The organism is Qipengyuania sp. RANM35 (genome assembly GCF_041021145.2).
Lineage (GTDB): Bacteria > Pseudomonadota > Alphaproteobacteria > Sphingomonadales > Sphingomonadaceae > Qipengyuania > Qipengyuania soli.
Genome location: NZ_CM196433.1, coordinates 2,321,958 through 2,340,702 on the forward strand (window position 1 = coordinate 2,321,958; position 18,745 = coordinate 2,340,702).

General features: G+C 64.6%; 20 protein-coding genes. 8 read left to right on the plus strand and 12 right to left on the minus strand.

Annotated features, from left to right (window positions below; genetic code table 11):
* Positions 1 to 32: 32 nt before the first annotated feature.
* From lnt to hisS, 5 genes are all read right to left on the minus strand, one after another.
* The gene (lnt, locus tag RAM60_RS11540) at positions 33 to 1,610 is read right to left on the minus strand and encodes an apolipoprotein N-acyltransferase (protein ID WP_369026644.1); all 1,578 of its coding nucleotides are present in this window, start codon (positions 1,608 to 1,610) and stop codon (positions 33 to 35) included.
* A 42-nt stretch (positions 1,611 to 1,652) separates the two neighbouring features.
* Entirely contained in the window at positions 1,653 to 2,306 is a 654-nt protein-coding gene (locus tag RAM60_RS11545; RefSeq protein ID WP_369026643.1) for a DUF4167 domain-containing protein, read from the minus strand.
* Positions 2,307 to 2,538: 232 nt separating this feature from the next.
* Entirely contained in the window at positions 2,539 to 3,366 is an 828-nt protein-coding gene (prmC, locus tag RAM60_RS11550) for a peptide chain release factor N(5)-glutamine methyltransferase (protein WP_369026642.1), read from the minus strand.
* Positions 3,359 to 4,426, minus strand: coding sequence for a peptide chain release factor 1 (gene prfA / locus RAM60_RS11555; RefSeq protein WP_200981511.1), 1,068 nt, complete (start codon positions 4,424 to 4,426; stop codon positions 3,359 to 3,361). Before prfA ends, prmC begins: the two co-directional genes overlap by 8 nt.
* A gap of 2 nt (positions 4,427 to 4,428) precedes the next feature.
* A complete protein-coding gene (hisS, locus tag RAM60_RS11560) occupies positions 4,429 to 5,664 on the minus strand; it encodes a histidine--tRNA ligase (protein WP_369026641.1) in 1,236 nt (411 codons plus the stop codon).
* Between the two features lie 82 nt (positions 5,665 to 5,746).
* On the opposite strand from hisS, the gene RAM60_RS11565 reads away from it, so the two are divergent.
* Complete coding sequence (locus RAM60_RS11565; protein WP_369026640.1) at positions 5,747 to 7,645, plus strand: M61 family metallopeptidase; 1,899 nt, start codon at positions 5,747 to 5,749, stop codon at positions 7,643 to 7,645.
* A gap of 97 nt (positions 7,646 to 7,742) precedes the next feature.
* Entirely contained in the window at positions 7,743 to 8,282 is a 540-nt protein-coding gene (ppa, locus tag RAM60_RS11570) for an inorganic diphosphatase (protein WP_200981514.1), read from the plus strand.
* A 3-nt stretch (positions 8,283 to 8,285) separates the two neighbouring features.
* Here ppa and RAM60_RS11575 read toward each other — a convergent pair whose 3' ends face one another.
* From RAM60_RS11575 to RAM60_RS11585, 3 genes are all read right to left on the minus strand, one after another.
* Complete coding sequence (locus tag RAM60_RS11575; protein ID WP_510639760.1) at positions 8,286 to 9,662, minus strand: mechanosensitive ion channel domain-containing protein; 1,377 nt, start codon at positions 9,660 to 9,662, stop codon at positions 8,286 to 8,288.
* Positions 9,659 to 11,005 carry a TldD/PmbA family protein gene (locus RAM60_RS11580; RefSeq protein ID WP_369026639.1) on the minus strand — a complete coding sequence of 449 codons (1,347 nt, stop codon included), beginning with the start codon at positions 11,003 to 11,005 and terminating at the stop codon, positions 9,659 to 9,661. The genes RAM60_RS11575 and RAM60_RS11580 overlap by 4 nt, the downstream gene beginning before the upstream one ends.
* Positions 11,006 to 11,081: 76 nt before the next feature.
* Positions 11,082 to 11,456, minus strand: coding sequence for a hypothetical protein (locus RAM60_RS11585; protein ID WP_369026638.1), 375 nt, complete (start codon positions 11,454 to 11,456; stop codon positions 11,082 to 11,084).
* Positions 11,457 to 11,638: 182 nt separating this feature from the next.
* Between RAM60_RS11585 and lptB the strand changes: the two genes are divergently transcribed.
* From lptB to ctrA, 4 genes are all read left to right on the plus strand, one after another.
* The gene (gene lptB / locus RAM60_RS11590) at positions 11,639 to 12,424 is read left to right on the plus strand and encodes an LPS export ABC transporter ATP-binding protein (protein WP_200981517.1); all 786 of its coding nucleotides are present in this window, start codon (positions 11,639 to 11,641) and stop codon (positions 12,422 to 12,424) included.
* A gap of 26 nt (positions 12,425 to 12,450) precedes the next feature.
* Positions 12,451 to 13,908, plus strand: coding sequence for an RNA polymerase factor sigma-54 (gene rpoN, locus RAM60_RS11595; protein ID WP_369026637.1), 1,458 nt, complete (start codon positions 12,451 to 12,453; stop codon positions 13,906 to 13,908).
* Between the two features lie 49 nt (positions 13,909 to 13,957).
* The gene (locus tag RAM60_RS11600) at positions 13,958 to 14,392 is read left to right on the plus strand and encodes an ester cyclase (RefSeq protein ID WP_369026636.1); all 435 of its coding nucleotides are present in this window, start codon (positions 13,958 to 13,960) and stop codon (positions 14,390 to 14,392) included.
* Between the two features lie 140 nt (positions 14,393 to 14,532).
* The gene (ctrA, locus tag RAM60_RS11605) at positions 14,533 to 15,228 is read left to right on the plus strand and encodes a response regulator transcription factor CtrA (RefSeq protein ID WP_200981520.1); all 696 of its coding nucleotides are present in this window, start codon (positions 14,533 to 14,535) and stop codon (positions 15,226 to 15,228) included.
* 67 nt (positions 15,229 to 15,295) lie between these two features.
* Here the strand turns inward: ctrA and RAM60_RS11610 are convergent, their stop codons facing one another.
* The 3 genes from RAM60_RS11610 to RAM60_RS11620 are packed head-to-tail and all read right to left on the minus strand — an operon-like array spanning position 15,296 to position 16,693.
* A complete protein-coding gene (locus RAM60_RS11610; protein ID WP_369026635.1) occupies positions 15,296 to 15,763 on the minus strand; it encodes a hypothetical protein in 468 nt (155 codons plus the stop codon).
* 20 nt (positions 15,764 to 15,783) lie between these two features.
* On the minus strand, positions 15,784 to 16,239 hold the full coding sequence (locus tag RAM60_RS11615; protein WP_369026634.1) for a hypothetical protein: 456 nt from the start codon (positions 16,237 to 16,239) through the stop codon (positions 15,784 to 15,786).
* Positions 16,232 to 16,693 carry a group III truncated hemoglobin gene (locus RAM60_RS11620; RefSeq protein WP_369026633.1) on the minus strand — a complete coding sequence of 154 codons (462 nt, stop codon included), beginning with the start codon at positions 16,691 to 16,693 and terminating at the stop codon, positions 16,232 to 16,234. Before RAM60_RS11620 ends, RAM60_RS11615 begins: the two co-directional genes overlap by 8 nt.
* A 78-nt stretch (positions 16,694 to 16,771) precedes the next feature.
* Here RAM60_RS11620 and RAM60_RS11625 point away from each other — a divergent pair, with 78 nt between their 5' ends.
* The gene (locus RAM60_RS11625; RefSeq protein ID WP_369026632.1) at positions 16,772 to 17,212 is read left to right on the plus strand and encodes an RrF2 family transcriptional regulator; all 441 of its coding nucleotides are present in this window, start codon (positions 16,772 to 16,774) and stop codon (positions 17,210 to 17,212) included.
* 36 nt (positions 17,213 to 17,248) lie between these two features.
* Here RAM60_RS11625 and RAM60_RS11630 read toward each other — a convergent pair whose 3' ends face one another.
* A complete protein-coding gene (locus tag RAM60_RS11630; RefSeq protein ID WP_369026631.1) occupies positions 17,249 to 18,073 on the minus strand; it encodes a helix-turn-helix transcriptional regulator in 825 nt (274 codons plus the stop codon).
* Positions 18,074 to 18,278: 205 nt separating this feature from the next.
* On the opposite strand from RAM60_RS11630, the gene RAM60_RS11635 reads away from it, so the two are divergent.
* The gene (locus RAM60_RS11635) at positions 18,279 to 18,704 is read left to right on the plus strand and encodes a response regulator (protein WP_369026630.1); all 426 of its coding nucleotides are present in this window, start codon (positions 18,279 to 18,281) and stop codon (positions 18,702 to 18,704) included.
* Positions 18,705 to 18,745: the final 41 nt, after the last annotated feature.

The window sequence follows — 18,745 nt, forward strand, 5'->3', positions numbered from 1 at the left end:
ATATAAAGAAAGCTTTATGTGCTCGAAGTCACCTAGCCGCCCCGTCGCCGCATGGCAACCAGCGATGCGCCGGCAAGGGCAATTCCCCAGAGCAAAGTGAGCCAGTGGCCAAGTCGCGCGAAGGGAGTCGGCGCTGCGGCAGGGGGCACGACGGTGTCGATCCGCCCCGCGACGTTGCGTCCGATGTGCTCCCTCACGACCCCGCGCGCGTCGATGACGGCGCTGATCCCGGTGGTGGTGGCGCGCAGGACCGGCAGCCCCTCCTCTGCTGCGCGCATCCGCGCCTGGCCGAGATGTTGCGGAGGACCCCACGATCCAAACCAGCCGTCGTTTGATGGATTGAAGATATAGTCGGGGCGGTCGGCACGATCGGCCACCTCGCCCGAGAAGACGATCTCGTAGCAGATCTGCATCCCGGCCTTGCCGTGCTCGCCCAGATCGACCGTCGCAGCGCCGGGGCCGGGCAGGAAGTCGATCGAGCCGGCGACAAGCCGCGACGCGCCGAGGGGTTCGAGGAAATCGCGTAGCGGGAGATATTCGCCGTAAGGCACGAGGTGGGCCTTGGCATAGCGCTTGCCGAGGTTGCCCTGCGCATCGATCGGCGTGATCGTATTGTAGGCGCCGACGGCGCGGCGTCGGCCGTCCACTTCGCCGATAATGAGGTCGGTCACGCCGGTCAGCAGCAAGCTCCCCTCACCGATCACGGCGCCGATCCGCTGACGTGCGAAGGCGGGGTCGCCTGCCGCGGTCATCTGGTCGTAATAGCGCTGCGGATAGCCGTCGCGCAGGTAGTCGGGCACCCCGCTCTCGGGCCACAGGACGAGGCGACGAGAAAGCGGTCGTTCCGGCAGGCTCAGCCGCGCGATATTCTGGAACTGGCTCTCGAACTTGGTCGGGTCGTCGATCTCCTCCTGCCGCAGGTTCGGCTGGACGAGGGTGAGTGGAAGTAAGCCTTGCGCGGCCTTCCCGGCAGGCAGGAACATTCCCACGACAAGCGCAACCGAGGCAATCCCGAGCGGGAGCCAGCGGCGGCCCTGCACCCAGATGCCGAGCATCGCGCATAGGGCAACGGCGATGCCCGAAAGGGCGTAGGTTCCGGTGAAAGGCAGCAACAGGCCAAGGCCGGGTCGGTCCCAGATACCCATCAGGGCGAGCGAGAACGGTCCCCAGGCGTATCCGGTAAAGACCCAACTGCGCAGCCACTCCGCCAGCACCCACGCCGCGCCGAGCGCCAGCGCGAAGGCTACAGCGGGACGCCGTGGCACCAATGACCACGCCAGCGTCACGGCGATCGCAGGAAAGACCGCAAGGTAGAGCGACAGGAGCGGCACTGCCGCCCAGCCAAGGACGGCGGGCATCTCCGCCTGGTAGGTAAAGGCAGTGGCGATCCAGTTGTCGGTGATGGTGAAGTGCGCCACGCCGAACAGCCAGCCGCGCAGGAAGGCGGCCTTGCGGGTCGGGCTGTCGGCGACCAGCAGCGCAAAGGCACCCATGGCGGCCAATGCTACCGGCCACAGCTGGAGCGGGGGGAAGCCGAGCGCGGCTAGCGCGCCCAGCACGAGTGCGGTCCAGTTGGGGTGCCGCCGGGCGAAGCCGAGGAAAGCGTCCATCGGCTTCGCCCTTACGGCCTTGGTTCAGTCAATCAAGCGCGATCAGCCGACCGCGCTGACCTCGCTGTCGTCTTCCTGCTTGCGGCGACGGCGGCGCGGCGCGGGCTTTTCCTCGCGGTCGTCGTCGTTCGAGCCGAATGCGGGCGGCAGGACGGTTGCGTCGATCTCGCCTTCCACGCCCGCTTCCCCTTCCGCGTCGTTGCGCGGGCGACGCTGGTTGCGGCGCTTTTTCGGCTCATTGTCCGAGCGGCGGGTGAACGGGTTGTCGGCCGGTTCGAAATCGCTGTCGTCGCCGTCGCTGTCCTGTACGTCGTCGTCGCGTTCGTCACGGTCGTCGCGATCTTCGCGGCGGCCACGCTGCCGGCGGTTGTCGCTGCGGCCGCGACGGTCGTCGAAACCGTCATCGCCATCATCGTCACGATCGTCGCGGTCGTCCTGACGCTTGCCCTTGGCTTCGTCCTGGCGCGCCTTGTTGTCGGCGATCACGCGGAAATAGTGGTCGGCGAACTGCAGGTAGTATTCCATCTGCACCCGGTCGCCGTTGTGTTGCGCGTCCTGGGCCAGCTTCTTGTACTTGTCGAGCAGCTGCGGGGCATTGCCACGCGCGCGGCTGTCGATGCGGTTGGCATTGTTGCCGCCGCCCTGGTTGCGATTGTTCCCGCGTCCGCGACGACGGTTATTGCGATTGTTGTTCAAGGGTTACCTGTCCTCATAAATGACGCGGCGCGAATTCAACTAGAAATGGCTGCGTGACCCCTTGCACGACCGCGAACATCGCCAGTCGTGTGCCCCAGTCTTGTGCATGGTATGCGAGGCCAAAGCCGCGCACCGTAACTGCATATTTCGGAGCTCAGGCCGGCGGGTCGAGCATGTCGCGCACCACTGGCCTGCGGCCAGAGGTAGAGGGTCGAATCGGCTTTGCCAAGCCTTATCTGAGAATCAGTGCACGCGGACGCCCGCCGAGGTCGCGACGGAGTTCGGATTCAAACCCCGAGTCGCGTGCGATGGACGCGACGCTATCTGCTTGAGTCGCGCCGATTTCGAGCACCGCGATGCCATCCGGCAAAAGGAGCTTGCCAAGCTGCGGGATGATCGCGCGATAGTCGTCAAGGCCTTCGGGGCCTGCGAATAGCGCGCCGGCCGGTTCATAATCGCTCACATCGGGATCGAGAGCGGCATCTTCCTCGACGTAAGGTGGGTTGCAGAGGACGAGGTCGAACTGTCCCAGCCCAACGGTCCAATCATCTGCCAGCCAGGAATCGAGGCGAAACTCCGCCCGTTCCCCGAGACCCAGGCGATCGGCATTGCCTCGCGCAACTGCGATTGCCGCTTCGGAGGCGTCCATCCCCAGCCCCCGCGACGCTTCGCGCTGGCTGAGGAATGCCAGCAGCAGGGCGCCCGTACCCGTGCCCATGTCGAGCACTCGCGCTGCGGACGGTGCGGCCTCGAGCGCTGCCTCCACGATTGTTTCGCTGTCGCCACGGGGGATCAGCGTATCCGGCGTCACCGCGAGTTCGAGACCGAAGAATTCCTGCCGTCCGAGGATATGCGCGACCGGCTCGTGGCTGGACCGCCGTTCGACGAGTGCGGAGAAGGCAGACGGCGCAGCATCGCGCATTCCCTTCAGCAGCATGTCCGAACGCGCGATGCCCAGCGCATGCGCCATCAGCAGTTCGGCATCGAGCCGGGCGGTATCGCTGGTCCTGGCGAGGCGCTCTGCTGCAGCGCGGATCGCTTCGCCGACCGTCTCAGTCATTCATCGCGGCGAGCCGCTTGGCTTCGTCCTCGGCGATCAGCGCGTCGACCAGTTCGCCAAGGCCGGGCCCGGCGATGATCTGCGGCAGCTTCTGCAGCGTCAGGCCGATGCGGTGGTCGGTCACGCGGCCTTGCGGGAAATTGTAGGTGCGGATGCGTTCGGAACGATCGCCCGAACCGACCATCGCCTTGCGCGCCGCGGCTTCCTCGCCATGCGCCTCTTCGCGCATCTTCTCGTAGAGGCGAGCGCGCAGCACCTGCATGGCCTTGGCCTTGTTCTTGTGCTGGCTGCGCTCGTCCTGCTGCGTCACCACGAGGCCCGAGGGCAGGTGGGTGATGCGCACGGCGGAATCGGTCGTGTTGACGTGTTGCCCGCCCGCGCCGCTCGCGCGGTAGATGTCGATCTTGAGGTCCTTGTCCTCGATTTGGACATCGACCTCATCAGGTTCGGGCAGGACGGCGACCGTCGCGGCCGAGGTATGGATGCGCCCGCCGCTTTCCGTCTCGGGCACGCGCTGGACGCGATGAACGCCACTTTCGAACTTCAATTTGGCGAACACCCCGTTGCCGGTGACGTTGGCGACGATTTCCTTGAAGCCGCCGACCTCGGACGCATTCATGCTGACCGGCTCGACGCGCCAGCCCTGTTCGGCGGCATAGCGTTCGTACATGCGATAAAGGTCGCCCGCGAACAGCGCCGCCTCGTCGCCGCCGGTCCCGGCGCGGATTTCGAGCATGGCCGGACGGGCATCGGCGCTGTCCTTGGGCAGCATGGCGATGGCAAGTTCGCGCTCGGCCGCGGGAAGGCGCTGGCGCAATTCGGCCAGTTCCTCGTCAGCCAGCGCCTTCATCTCCGGGTCTTCGGTCAGGACCGAGAGTTCGGCGATTTCGGCGCGGATTTCCTTTACCTCGCGCGCGACCTTGGCGACCGGCTCGAGCTCGGCATAGTCACGGCTCGCCTTGACGAACTCCTCGCCTTCGAGCGTACCCGAAGCCATTCGCGCCTCGAGCTCGGCAAAGCGATGGGTGATCTGGTCAAGGCGTTCAGCGGGAATGCTCATGGTCAGGCGAGCAGGCCTTCGAGATGGATCCGGCCTTCGTCGTCGGCCTTGATGCGGACGTGCTCTTCGCCATCGCGCATGGCGAAGGCGACGATCTTCTCCGCACCCGCTTTGACTGCCTTGTCGAAGCGCTTGCGCGGGCTGCCGGTGGCGATCAGTTCCGCCGAATGTCCCGCGGAGCGGATGCGCCCGATGGCGGCAATCGCATGGCTGAGCAGCTGGTCGTCCTCGACCACGACGATGACGTCGGCCTTGGGTTCGCCCTTGTCGCCAACCAGCATCGCAAGCCGCTCGATCCCTGCAGCCCAGCCGACCGCAGGGGTCGGCGCGCCGCCGAGGCTTTCCATCAATCCGTCATAGCGCCCGCCACCTAGGATGGTGCTTTGGCTGCCGAGCCTGCCTGCTGCCTCGCTGCCCTCGTCGGGAATGAACTCGAAGGCGGTGTGCCGGTAATAGTCGAGACCGCGCACGAGGCTTTCGGCGCGCGTCCACCTGACCCCAGCTGCATCGAGGCCGCTGGTCACCGCATCGAAGAAGGCACGTGCGTCGTCCGACAGGTAGGCGTCGATCTTCGGCGCATCGGCCACGAACCTGCGGTCGCGCGGGTCCTTGCTATCGAGGATGCGCAGCGGGTTCTTTTCCAGGCGCTCCTGCGAATCCTCGGACAGCTCGCCCTGCACTGCGCGGAAATGCTCGACCAGTGCAGCGCGCCAGGCCTCGCGGCTGTCGCCGTCGCCAAGCGTGTTCAGGTGCAGCGTCACGCCCTCGATGCCGAGTTCGCGGATGATCTGGTCGGCCATGGCGAGCAGCTCGACGTCGGCCTGCGGTTCGGCAGCGCCGATGATCTCGGCATCGATCTGGTGGAACTGGCGATAGCGCCCCTTCTGCGGGCGCTCGTAGCGGAACAGCGCGCCGTGCGTCGCCAGTTTCAGCGGCGCGTGCTGCTGCCAGCCGTTGGTGAGATAGGCGCGTGCGATGCCCGCCGTGAACTCGGGGCGCAGCGTCAGGCTCTCGCCGCCGCGATCCTCGAAGGAGTACATCTCCTTGGAGACGATATCGGTCGTCTCGCCAATGGAGCGAGCGAAAACCTCGGTCTTCTCGAACACGGGCATTTCCGCGCGACGGAAACGATAGAGCTTGCGCACGCGCTCGAAGGTTTCGACCACGAAGGCGAAAGCCTCGGCATCGGCGCCGAAGATGTCCTGGGTCCCACGGATAGCTTGCGGTGTTTTCGACATGGCCCGCCCGTTACTCGGCACTGGGCCGCACCGCAATGGGCAGCGATTGCCTTGGAGGCGCGTTGCAGGCAGGGAGGCGCGCATGATCAATCGCTTCGTGTCGCTCGTCCTTCTCGCCACCGCCGTACCGCTGTCAGCCGGTGATCCGGCTCCAGTCCCGGCGCTGCCCGTCACGCAGGCGGCGGCTTATCCCGGGACCATCGCGATTGAGGTCGATGCGCGCGACACGGTCAGCCGAGCCTTCACCACGAAACAGACCATCCCTGTCGCCCCGGGCACGCGCGATCTGGTGCTGGTCTATCCCAAGTGGCTGCAGGGCAACCACGCGCCCTCGGGCCAGATACAGCGTGTCTCGCGGCTGGCGTTCACCAGCGACAAGGGTCCGGTCGAATGGCAGCGCGTGCCGAGCGAGCCCTATGCTTTCCAGCTCGCCCTGCCCGATGGGGCGAGCAAGGTCATGGTCGAGCTCACCTACACCTCGCCTTTCCCGGGGGACGCCTGGCGCGTGCTGATGACCGACGCCATGCTGAACCTGCAGTGGGAGAAGATGTCGCTCTATCCCGCAGGCTGGGACATCAACCGCATGCGCGTGAAGCCGAGCGTCCTCCTGCCCGATGGTTGGGCAGTTGCGGGCGCGCTCGATGGCGAGGTCCGCGAGGGCAACAAGGTCAGCTATGCCGAGACCGACTACGCAACGCTGGCCGATTCTCCGCTGTTCGCGGGCAGGCACCACAGGCGCTGGGACCTTGGCCAGGGCGTCGAGCTGGAGGCTTTCGGCGACGAGGCCAAGAACCTGGTCGCCAAGGACGAAGCCATCGCGGCAGGCAAGGCGCTGGTCGCCGAAGCTATTGTAACCTTCGGGTCGAAGCACTTCGACCACTACGATTTCCTGCTTGCACTGACCGACCAGCTCGGCGGCATCGGGCTCGAACACCACCGTTCGAGCGAGAACACGCAGTCGCCCGACGATCTCAGCGATTTCGCCGGCAACACGCACGACAATTCCCTGCTGCCGCACGAGTTCACGCACAGCTGGAATGGCAAGTTCCGCCGTCCCGCGGGTCTCGTCGCACCCGACTTCCACACCGCACTCGATGCGCGGCTGCTGTGGGTCTACGAAGGGCAGACCTCGTTCTGGGACTGGGTGCTGGCGGCCCGTTCCGGCTTCATGCCGCGCGATGTGGTTCTGGGATCGCTGGCCGAGGATGCAGCCTATTACAGCCGCCAGGCCGGCCGCGAGTGGCGCAGTGTCGAGGATTCCACCTTCGACCCCATGCTCGGCTACAGGGCCGACCGCCCCTTCCCTTCGCTCAGCCGCAACCGCGACTATTACAGCGAAGCGGGGCTGGTGTGGCTCGAGGTCGACCAGATCATCCGCAAGGGCACCAAGGGCAAGCGTGGGCTCGACGATTTCGCAAAGCTGTTCTTCGGCGTGAAGGACGGTTCGTGGCAGGTCCTTCCCTATGAATTCGCCGATGTGGTCGCCGCGCTGGACGCGGTCTATCCGTATGACTGGGCGGGTTTCCTCAAGAGCCGCATCGGCGAGGCCGGACAGCCCGCACCGCTCGCAGGGATCGAGGCGGCCGGTTATCGCCTGACCTGGCGGAGCGAGCCCAACCCATACACCAAGCAAGCGCGGAGCGGGGCGAAGGGCGACTTCAGCGGATCGCTTGGCATCAGGGTATCGGGCGACGGCAATGTTTCCGCCACGCAATGGAACTCGCCCGGCTTCGCCGCAGGCCTGACCCCCGACACGCGCATCGTCGCGGTCAACGGCCTCGCCTTTACGCAAGCCCGGCTCGCCGAAGCGCTCGAATCGGCCAAGGCCAGCAAGGTCGCGCCGCAGCTGATCGTCAAGCGGGGCGAGCGTTTCGAGACCATCACGCTGCCCTATTTCGACGGCGTGCGTTATCCATGGCTGGAACGCGTCGGCGACAAGCCTGCCGGGCTCGACCGCCTGCTCGATCCGCGCCGCAAATAGGACGAAAGCAGGGGTTGCCCGGCAGGGCCACGCACTCTAGTGCGCGCCGCGAAGTCTTTCTGGGGAGAGGGGCCGCACGCAACGAAGAAGAGTAGTCATGCGCATCGACAAGATCCCCGTGGGCGACAATCCGCCCGAGAGCCTCAACGTCATCATCGAAGTGCCGACCGGCGGCGAGCCCGTGAAATACGAGTTCGACAAGGAATCGGGTGCACTGTTCGTCGACCGCATCCTCCACACGCCGATGCGCTATCCGGCCAACTACGGCTTCGTGCCGCACACCCTGTCGGACGACGGCGACCCGCTCGACGCGCTGGTCATCTCGCGCTCGCCCTTCATCCCGGGCTGCGTCGTGCGTGCCCGCCCCATCGGCGTGCTCAACCTCGAAGACGAGCATGGCGGCGACGAGAAGCTGATCTGCGTGCCCGTCGACACGACCTTCCCCTATTACTCCGACGTCGGCCAGACGAAGGACCTGCCCTCGATCATCTTCCAGCAGATCGAGCACTTCTTCACCCACTACAAGGACCTCGAGGCCGAGAAGTGGGTGCGCATCGGCAATTGGGGCGATGCGGAAGATGCCAAGCGCATCGTGCTCGAATGCATCGAGCGCTACGAAGCCAACAAGAACAAGTAGGCGCTACTCGACCGGTCGGGACTGGTCGAGCAGGTCCTTTTCCTGCCCGCCGCCCGACTGGCGCCGTTCGGCTTCGACCATTTCGCTGATTTCGTCCTTGGGGGCGGTATCCGCGGCTTGTTGCGCAGGGGCCGACGCAGGCTTCCTGTGTTTTACCGGAGCTTCCGGCTGCTTCCCCTCTCCCACGTTTTCGAATGGGAGGGGCCGGGTCCGCTGATCGAAACGCAAACGATAGATCGGTTCCGGCAAGGCAAATCCTGCATCCTCAAGCGCCGATTTGACCGCCGCGATGGCATGGGTCTGCGACTTCCACCAATCCGCCTCGCGCTGGTCGATCCAGCCGAGGAAGCGGATCACCACATTCGAATCGCCCACCTCGACGATGCGCCCCTCCGGCGGCGGCTCTTCGAGCACGAAATCGAGCGCTGCCAGCGTGTCACGACCGAGTTTGCGCGCGGCCAGCGCATCGTCATCCGCATCGACGCCCAGGTCGAACTGGAACCGCCTGTGAGGATTGCGCGTGTAGTTGAGGATCACCGCGCGAAAGACCTGTCCGTTGGGAATGCGCAGGTGATTACCGTCGAGCGTCATGAGCACGGTGGCGCGGCTCGTCAGGCGGATTACGCGCCCTTCGTATTCGTCGATCTTCACCCAGTCGTTGGCCCGGAAGGGCTGGCGCAGGCTCAGCATCAGCGAAGCGACGTAGTTCTCGATCGTGTCGCGCATCGCGAAACCGAGCGCGATGCCGACGACGCCCGCGCCGCCAAGCACTGCGCCTAACAGCGCGGTCGCGCCGATCATGTCGAGCGCGATGACGAGACCGCCGATGAAGAACACGAAGCGGATCGCGCTGGAGATCAGTTCGGCAAGGAAGCTGTTCGGTGCCAGCCGGTGCCACAAGGCCCCAAGACCCGCGATGACATAGCCGACCATCGTCACGAGCACCCACACGCCGAGCGCCGCGGCGATGAGCGGCAGGATGCGCACGAAGCTTGCCCAGCGATCCGCAAGGCTGGTGATCCCTGCGCCGTCCGAAGAAATCGAAACGTCGCGCTTGAGCCGGTTCTCGACCGTCACCACGCCCGAAATGCGCCCTGCGATCGCTTCGGCGCGATCGATGTCCTCGGCCTTGGGCACGGTGCCCGCCAGCGAAACCACGCCCTGGCTTACCGACACCTCTACGTCGGCGAAGGCGGGCAGTTCGGCGAAGATTCCCGAGATGCGGTCGGTGATGCGCTGGTCGGCGCCGTCATCCTGCGTGGCGGCAATCGTCTGCGGCGTCGCGGTTTCGACCGGTGCCGGATCTGCTGCCTCTCCGAGCTGCGCTACCGCAGGTGCGGCGAGCGCTAGTGCGAGAAAGGCGAGCAGGCGGAGTATCACTGTCCCGCCACCGCCATCCCATCGATACGGAAGGTAGGTACGTCGATCCCGTGACGGAACTCGAGGTCGTTCGCGGGGACCAGCGCCCTGAACATTTCCGGCAGCGTCCCCGCGATGGTGATTTCGGCGACCGGCCCGGCGATTTCGCCGTTGCGGATGCGAAACCCGCTTGCACCACGACTATAGTCGCCGGTGACGAGGTTGACCCCCTGACCGAAAAGGCCGGTGATAAACAGGCCGTCCTCGATGTCGGCAATCAGCTCCGCGACCGAAACGCTCCCCGGCTCCATCCAGACGTTGCTTGATGAAACGCCCGGAGCGCCGCCACTACCCCGCCCCGCGTGACCGGTCAGACCAAGCCCAAGCTGCCGGGCCGAAGCCACATTGGTCAGCCATCCGCCGAGCCTGCCGCCGTCCACCAGCGTGCGCGGGCCGCAGGCGACACCCTCGCCGTCGAACACGCGCGAGCGTAGCCCGCGAACGCGCAAAGGGTCCTCGATAACGCGTACCGAACTGTCGAACAGCTGCTGGTCCTCGCGACCGATCAGGAAGCTCGCCTTGCGCGCAATCGAGGGCGCACTCATGGACGAGAGGAGGTGGCCGATGACACCATTGCCGACGCGCGGATCGAAGACGACCGGCATCTTGCCCGAAGGGATCGAACCCGGCCCGACCTTGCGGACGGTACGTTCGCCCGCCTCTGTCCCGATTATCGAGGCTTCGGGCAGGTCGCCCAGATGGCGAACAGTGCGATAGGAATAGTCGGTCTGCTTGTCAGCACCCTCACCCGCGACCACGCTGGCCGAGAGCGAATGCGAGCCGCCCGAATGCGACCTGCCGAACCCTGTCGAGGTGGCAAGCGCGAAGACGCTGCGCGACGAACTGGCGCTGCCGCCATTGGAATTGGTCACCCCGGGCACGGCGCGCGCGGCATCTTCCACTGCCAGGGCCGCATCGCGCAGCACATCGGGAGATGGTTCCACCGGATCGAGCAGGTCGAGATCGGGCATCTCCCCGCTGAACAGATGCTCCTGGCCGGCGAGGCCCGCATACTGGTCCTCGGGCGCAAGCCGCGCCATTTCCACCGCCCGTTCCGCCAGCACCGCCAGCCCTTCGGGGGCGAAATCGCTGGTATGGATGGACGAGGATCGCGAACCCACGAAGACCCGCAGGCCGATCTCTTCGCTTTCCGATCGCTCGACATCCTCGAGCGCACCGAGCCGCACACCGACGCTTTCGGAAGAGCTTGCCCGGCACACTGCATCGGCAGCGTCGGCGCCACGCGCTATCGCGAGGTCGACCAGTTCGCGGCAGCGCGACAGGGCTTCATCGCCGCCGATCATCGCAAATTGTCATGTCTTTGGAGCATCGTCCCGCAAGTAGGGACGGGATTGCGGCGAGGCAACCGCGCGAAAGAAATCAGGAAAAGACGAGCTTGAAGAAGGCCGTCAGCGCGATCGGCACAATCAGGGCGAGCGCCCACAACATTATGACATCGCGCTTGAATGCGGTTCCCATCTCGGGATTGCGTGCCTGCTCGTCGCTGAGCGAGGTCCAGCGGCGTTCGTATTTGTGGCAGAAGGGAATGATGCCGGCGACGAGTATGACAAGGATAACGTAAGGCGCGATGTTGTTCATGCCTTCGCGCATGGCGTGGACGGTCGCGAATATCTGGAGGCCGGTATAGACGAGGAGCGCGGTCGCGACGTGGTCGCTCATGCTTTTGCGGTAGTCGCGCTTGCGCTCCTTCGCATGCACGGATCCCACGGTATTCTCCTCGAGCGCCTTTACCATGCGCTTTCCCCTGTCAGTCTCACCCGAATCACATTGTTTCAAATTTGCTTCCCGCTGGCAAGCGCCGCTCGACCTGCGCTGGTGGACCGTCCCGTTGCGGTCCATGCAGGAATCCTGCCAATTCGTCGAACAATGGGCCGCGCGGGGTTTTCACCAGCGGCAGACCTGCCTATGTCGCGCGCATGGCAGACATCGATCAAGCCAGTGTAGCCGACCCGGTTCACGATGCCGCACCGCCCATCCCGCAGGGCGGGCTGGAGGTCATTTCGATCGCCAAGAGCTATGACAAGCGCAACGTCCTGACCGACATTTCGCTGACCGTCGGCAAGGGCGAAGTGCTTGGCCTGCTCGGCCCGAATGGTGCTGGCAAGACGACCTGTTTCTATTCGATCATGGGTCTCGTCAGGCCGGATGCGGGCCGCATCCTGATGGATGGCCACGATGTGACCAAACTGCCGATGTACCGCCGCGCGATCCTCGGCCTCGGCTACCTGCCGCAGGAAACGAGCATCTTTCGCGGCATGACGGTCGAACAGAACATCAACTGCGTGCTCGAAATGGTCGAGCCGGACGACGAGACGCGCGCGGCCGAACTCGAGCGGTTGCTCGAGGAATTCGGGCTCACGCGGCTGCGCACCAGCCCCGCAATGGCCCTGTCGGGCGGCGAGCGGCGGCGCTGCGAAATCGCCCGCGCTCTGGCGGCCAAACCCTCGATCATGCTGCTCGACGAACCTTTTGCGGGCATCGACCCGCTGTCGATCAGCGACATTCGCGACCTGGTAAAGGACCTGAAGACGCGCGGCATCGGCGTCCTCATCACCGACCACAATGTGCGGGAGACGCTCGAGATCGTCGATCGCGCCTGCATCATCTATGGCGGGCAGGTGCTGTTCGCCGGGACGCCGCAGGCACTGGTGGCGGACGAGAACGTCAAGCGTCTCTATCTCGGCGAGAACTTCTCGCTGTGACCGACGGGCGCGCCCGGAGATAGGTCATGGCGCTCGGTCCGAGGCTAGACCTCAGGCAAACCCAATCGCTGGTAATGACGCCCCAGCTGCAGCAGGCGATCAAGCTGCTGGCGCTGTCCAATCTTGAGATCGAGACTTTCGTTGCCGAGGCGCTCGAATCGAATCCACTGCTCGATATTGGGGAAGTACGCCGCGAGGCAGGCGAAGATGCGCCGACCGAACCCGGAGAGCATGACAGTGCCCCCGACTTCGACGGCGAGGCTGCGCTCGATGTCGCCGATCACGCGATCGATCCCGAGGCAGCGCCCGGCGACATGGGCGACTGGAGTCGCGGCGATGGCCCCTCGCTTTCATCGGATGACCTTCCCGACCTCGAAAACCGGTCGGCAGAAGGCCCGACGCTTGCCGAGCACCTGTCCGACCAGGTCGGTGCATCGGCACACGACGCGCGCGAGGCACTGATCGCGCATCGCCTCGTCGGCGAACTGGACGAGGCGGGTTACCTCACCACAGATCTCAGGTTCATCGCCGAGGAACTGGGTGCGCCGCTCGCCGAGGTCGAACGCGCTCTCGCACTCGTCCAGTCGCTCGACCCGACCGGCGTTGGCGCGCGGAACCTGGCAGAGTGCCTCGCACTGCAGGCGAAGGAGGTCGACCGCTACGACCCCTGCATGGCGCGTCTCATCGACAACCTCGATCTCGTGGCTTCGGGAGAGATCGCCCGGCTGAAGCGCATGTGCGAAGTCGATGACGAGGATTTCGCCGACATGCTTGCGGAGCTGCGGACCTACGATCCCAAGCCCGGCCTTCGCTTCGGCGGCGGGACCGAAGCCGCAGTCGTGCCCGACGTGCTGGTCTCGCCGACCGACAAGGGCGGGTGGGACATCCGCCTCAATGAAGCGAGCCTGCCCCGCCTGGTGGTCAATCGCGAATACTACGTAGAACTGAAGGCGGGTGCGCGCGACAAGGCGTCCATGGCCTGGCTCAACGAGCAGCTGGGCGAGGCCGACTGGCTGATCCGCGCGCTCGACCAGCGGCAGAAAACCATCCTCAAGACCGCCGCCGAGATAGTGAAACGGCAGGAGGGCTTCCTCAAGGAAGGCGTTACCGCCATGCGTCCGCTGACGCTGCGCGAGGTCGCCGAGACCATCGAGATGCACGAAAGCACAGTCAGCCGGGTCACCAGCAACAAGTACCTCGCCTGCCCGCGCGGCACCTTCGAGCTGAAGTACTTCTTCTCGAGCGGGGTTGCCGCAGCCGATGGCGAGGGCGCGAGTTCGGAAGCCATCAAGGCCCGTATCCGGGCGCTGTGCGATGCCGAAGACCCGAAAAAGGTTCTCTCCGACGAAGCGCTTGCAGGACTGCTGAAGCAGGAAGGCTACGACCTCGCCCGGCGCACGGTTGCCAAGTACCGCGAAGCCATCGGCATTGGCTCCAGCGCGGAACGGCGCCGCGCGAAGAAGCTTCGCGCGATGGGCGGCTGACAAGTCCGCTCAGCCGTGGCAGGTTCCCGCCCATCGACGGGAGAGCGCGATGTCTGAGCTTGCCGAACGGCGCATCCGGGTGGTCCGCGACCACATGCACCTCGAAACGGTCTATGACTGGGACGGCGTGATCGCGACCTTTGCCGGGCATCCCCGCTACGAGATGTCGACCGGACAGGTGTTCGACGGCGAAGCGGCCGTGCGCGGCTATTTCAACGCTTCGCGTTCGGTCTTCCCGGACCAGGGCAACGAGGTCATCGCGATCGCGCACACCGGAAATACCGTTCTCGTCGAGTTCTGGCTGACCGGCACGCACCTCGGCGAAATGCGCATTGGCGACCGGGTTATCGAGCCTACGGGGCGAAAACTGCGCATGCGCATGGCGGCAAGTTTCGAGTTCGAGGAAGGGAGCGACCGCATCCTCGTCGAACGCCCGTATTACGACCAGGCCGCGGTGGCGCGGAATATCGGAATCGAACTGTGAGTCCTCGCTGCAACAGTAAAAAGTCTTAACGCGCTTTACCTGACGTTAACCTTTTCCGTTCAGACCTCGTGTGGTTAATAAGCGACAACACCTCTTATCGAGGGGTTACCGCAAGTTAGGGGCAACCGGGGGGACCACCCATGCGTGTACTGCTGATCGAAGACGAGCCGACAACCGCGAAAGCGATCGAGCTCATGCTCACGACCGAAGGGTTTAATGTCTACTCGACCGACCTGGGCGAGGAAGGCCTCGATCTGGGCAAGCTGTATGACTACGACATCATCCTGCTCGACCTCAACCTGCCGGACATGCACGGCTACGACGTGCTCAAGAAGCTGCGCGTCGCCAAGGTGCAGACCCCGGTCCTGATCCTCTCGGGCATTGCCGAGATGGACAGCAAGATCCGCTCGTTCGGCTTCGGTGCCGACGACTACGTGACCAAGCCCTTCCACCGCGAAGAGCTGGTCGCCCGCATCCACGCCGTGGTGCGCCGCTCGAAGGGCCACAGCCAGTCGATCATCCGCACCGGCAAGCTGGCCGTGAACCTCGATGCGAAGACCGTCGAAGTCGACGGTGCCCGCGTCCACCTGACCGGCAAGGAATATGCGATGCTGGAGCTGCTCTCGCTCCGCAAGGGCACTACGCTGACCAAGGAAATGTTCCTCAACCACCTTTATGGCGGCATGGACGAACCCGAACTCAAGATCATCGACGTCTTCATCTGCAAGCTGCGCAAGAAGCTCAGCCATGCATGCGGCGGCGACAACTACATCGAGACCGTGTGGGGCCGCGGCTACGTGCTGCGCGACGCCGGCGAAGAGGCGGAAGCCGCCTGACAGAATACTCCTGGACGGGAATAGCGAGGACGCCCGGGGTGCCATGCACTCCGGGCGTTTCGCTTTCTCATGCCGGTTCGTGGAGGCGACCCCAGCTCTCGCGGGTCACCCGCTCCTCGAATATCGCACGTTGCAGCGGGTCGAACACTTCGACCAGGAACGCGCCTTCCACCCACACCTCGACCAGCGGAAAGATGTCGCCCCCACGCCAGCACAGGCGTGCCGGCCAGCCTTCTGCACCGGCACGGTTGATCACGAAATCTGCCGTACAGTCGACACCTAGTGCCAGATGGACTTCGCTACCTCGCTGGGCCGTATCAGTTTTCTGCCATTCGGCCTCATCGGGCCCCCGCGCAAGGAGGGCGCCCCTGCGTACCACTTCGACCTGGACCGAACTGTCGCCCGCCCATGCGACCCATGCATCGGGGCCCCCGGGCGGGAAGGGAAAGGCCTCTCCTTCCAGGAGGTCAGCAAGGAATTGGGCTACTTTCGATGGCTGGTCGGCGGGAATGGATGCGTGGATGATTTTCGGCATGAAAGCCTCCTTGGGTCCGGTCAGGTCAGGATATTGGCGAGGATGGCGAAGCCCGTCCCGAAGAGGGCGAGGCAGGCGGGAACGATGAGAACCTGCGCAGCAACGGCCTTGCGGTCCATCGGTCCGGTCCACGTCATCAGTGGCGCGCGGCCGCGGGCGAAATCGCTCTTGTGTTCAGCGGGTCGGACATTGGCCAGAATGCGCGCTGTCCCGAAGTACATCATCGCATAGCCAATGCTGATCACGATGGCGAAAATCGCAGGACCACTGTGCGCGGTTGCGACAGCGAGTCCGGTAAAGAAGACACAGTAGGCGGCGCTCATCGCGCTCCATACCCAGCGGGGCATCTCGAAATCGGTGGGCGGCGGGAGTTGTCCCGTCGTCGAAGGGCCGGGGCCTTCGAGGAGTGCGAGGATATTCGCATCCACGCATTCGCCGCATTCGGCAGCGGCTGCAAAGTCTTGGCTCTCAAGCATGATACGCTCCATTCGATGAACCCTGGCGGGCTGGTGACTGGCGATGACGGAGTACGCCGGCGAGCAGGCTCGCAGCGATCGAACGGGCCCGGTCGGTCACCATCGCGGCGGCGCCCGGATTGGGGGCTTCGGCCAGCACGGCGGTCTCGAACAGGTCGAGCCAGCGTTCGAATTCAGCGGCGTCGATATCGGGAATGACCACGTGCTTGAGCATCGGATTCCCGCTGAAACTGCCCTCGGCTCGCAAGATCGAGCGCCAGAACTGCTTCATTCTTGCAAGGTGTGGCTCCCAGTCGTCGACGCGGCTCGCGAAGATCGGGGCAAGCACCAAATCAGAGCGGACCGCCGAATAGAACCGGTCCACCAGTCGGTCGATGAAGGGACCATCGATGCCGAGACCGTCGGCAAGCGCGGTGCGGGAGGTACGAAGTTCCAGGGCAGTTTGGCTTGGCATCGCATCGCCTCATAAGTGGTATTTGAGATACCTCTATACGGAGATTGCGCCGAAAGCAATATCTGATATGCATCTTTTATGAGGCTCAATCTCCAGACCGATTTCGCATTGCGCGTGCTCATGTTCCTGGCCGCGCAGAAGCGGCAGGCGTCGATCGAGGAAATTGCCGATGCCTATGGAATCTCGCGCAATCATCTGACCAAGGTGGCGCGTCACCTGGCCGACATGGGACTGATCAGCGCCCGCCGCGGTCGCGGCGGCGGACTCGAACTCGTACTCCCGCCGGAGGAAATCGGGGTGGGCAAGGTGGTACGGGAAATGGAATCGCTCAGCGGCTTCGTCGAATGCTTCGAACGCGATTCGAACACCTGCCCGGTCGCTGGCGCCTGCGGCCTGCAAGGGGCCTTGCGCTCTGCGCTAGACGACTTTCTGGCGCGGCTGGACGACTACACGGTCGCCGACCTGCTGCCCCGTCCCGATCGCTTCACCAAGGCTCTGGCAAAATCGCCGCCCGGCTGAGCCAGCCGGGCGACTTCATCCCTTCTGCAGGGATTTTCACCCGACGCGGGTGAAGTAGGTGGTTTCGAGTTCGGGGATGCCGGCGCCGGCCCAGACGATCGTCTCGGTCATCGATTGCCGGTCCTTCGACACGGTATAGACGCGGGTCGAGACGGGCTGGCCGCCCTTGCCCAGCGTCATCACCAGCGTGTTCGGCGAAGGCTGGCGCAACGACACCGTGTCGATGAAGCCCATGTTGCCGGAAATCGGGACAGGAGCCCCGTCGGCCAAGGCAGTTGAATCCGCCTTGCTGACCGAACCGTCGGGCGCGACGATTTCGACATGTGTGGTCCATGCCTGGTCAGCCGAAACCGCGAACCGGATGGTCACGCTTTTCGGCCGTTCTGTTTCGGGAATGCGGCCGACATCGAGCGACCAGCTCCCCACCAGCGGCGACGGCTGCGTGGCGACGGCATCGGAGGGTGGAGCGGCATCGGTTCCGGCGGTGGAAACGCTTGCCGCATAGAGAAGGCCGGCAGCGGCGATGGGCATCAAGATCAGCATGAAGATGGTTCCTTTAGACCGTGGGCGGCCCGCACCCACGGGCCATGCCGGACCCTCGGTCGCGGGACCCTTCCCCGCCAGATCGATATTTTCGTCCCAGATTTTTTGGGCATCGAGGAGCCGGGCAAGCTCGCGGCTGCTGCCCACCCCGGTCTTGCGGCGCGCTTCGCGCAGCCGCTCGTTGATCGCTGTCTCGGAACGCCCGAGGCTCGCCGCGATCGACTTGGCCGTATGCCCGTTCGCCAGCAGGTGGAGTATTTCCAGCTCGTTGTCGTTGAGCGCGGCCAGGGAACTCTTCGGGATCAGCGGGCGTGACATGGCGCGAGATCATCACAAGCCGGTGAGAGCGTCCAGCACGATTTTTTTGGGTCCGGACCGGTGCCGTACTTGAGCCACCGCAAAGAAGGATAAACGGATGACAGGTCCCATCATAGGTGATTCCCCTGAGGCGCGGCGACGCATCGTCGCTGATAGAATCCTCCTCGCAGGAGCACATTCCTGGATAACGATTGGGGGATCGTCAGTGACAAAGGGACCGGGAAAAAAGATTGCCATCGTCGAGAACGATGAAATCCTCGCCATGCTGTGGAAGGAAACCTGCCGCGCGGCGGGATATGAGGTTGTGGGCATCGCGACCAGCTTTTCGCAAGCGTGCCGCCTGGTTGCCGGTACCTCTCCAGATGTGGTGATCGCGGATTTCGCCCTCGACGATGATCACGATGGCCTTGAGTTGCTGCATCGCGTCATGAGCGAACAGGCGGGCCTCGCAACCATCCTCGTGACCGGCTGGGACCTCGCTGTCGTCCAGGAAAGGCTCGCCTATGTCGAGCCCGGCGCCGTGCTGACCAAGCCGGTCATGCCGGGCGAGCTGCTCGACTGCCTCGCGACGCTTCGCACGGGAGCGGCACAAGACGAGGTGGACGCTGTCGTCTGGGCACACGCCGCCTGAAGCGCAACAGTCGCTCTACGGAACGACTGGACAACGGACCC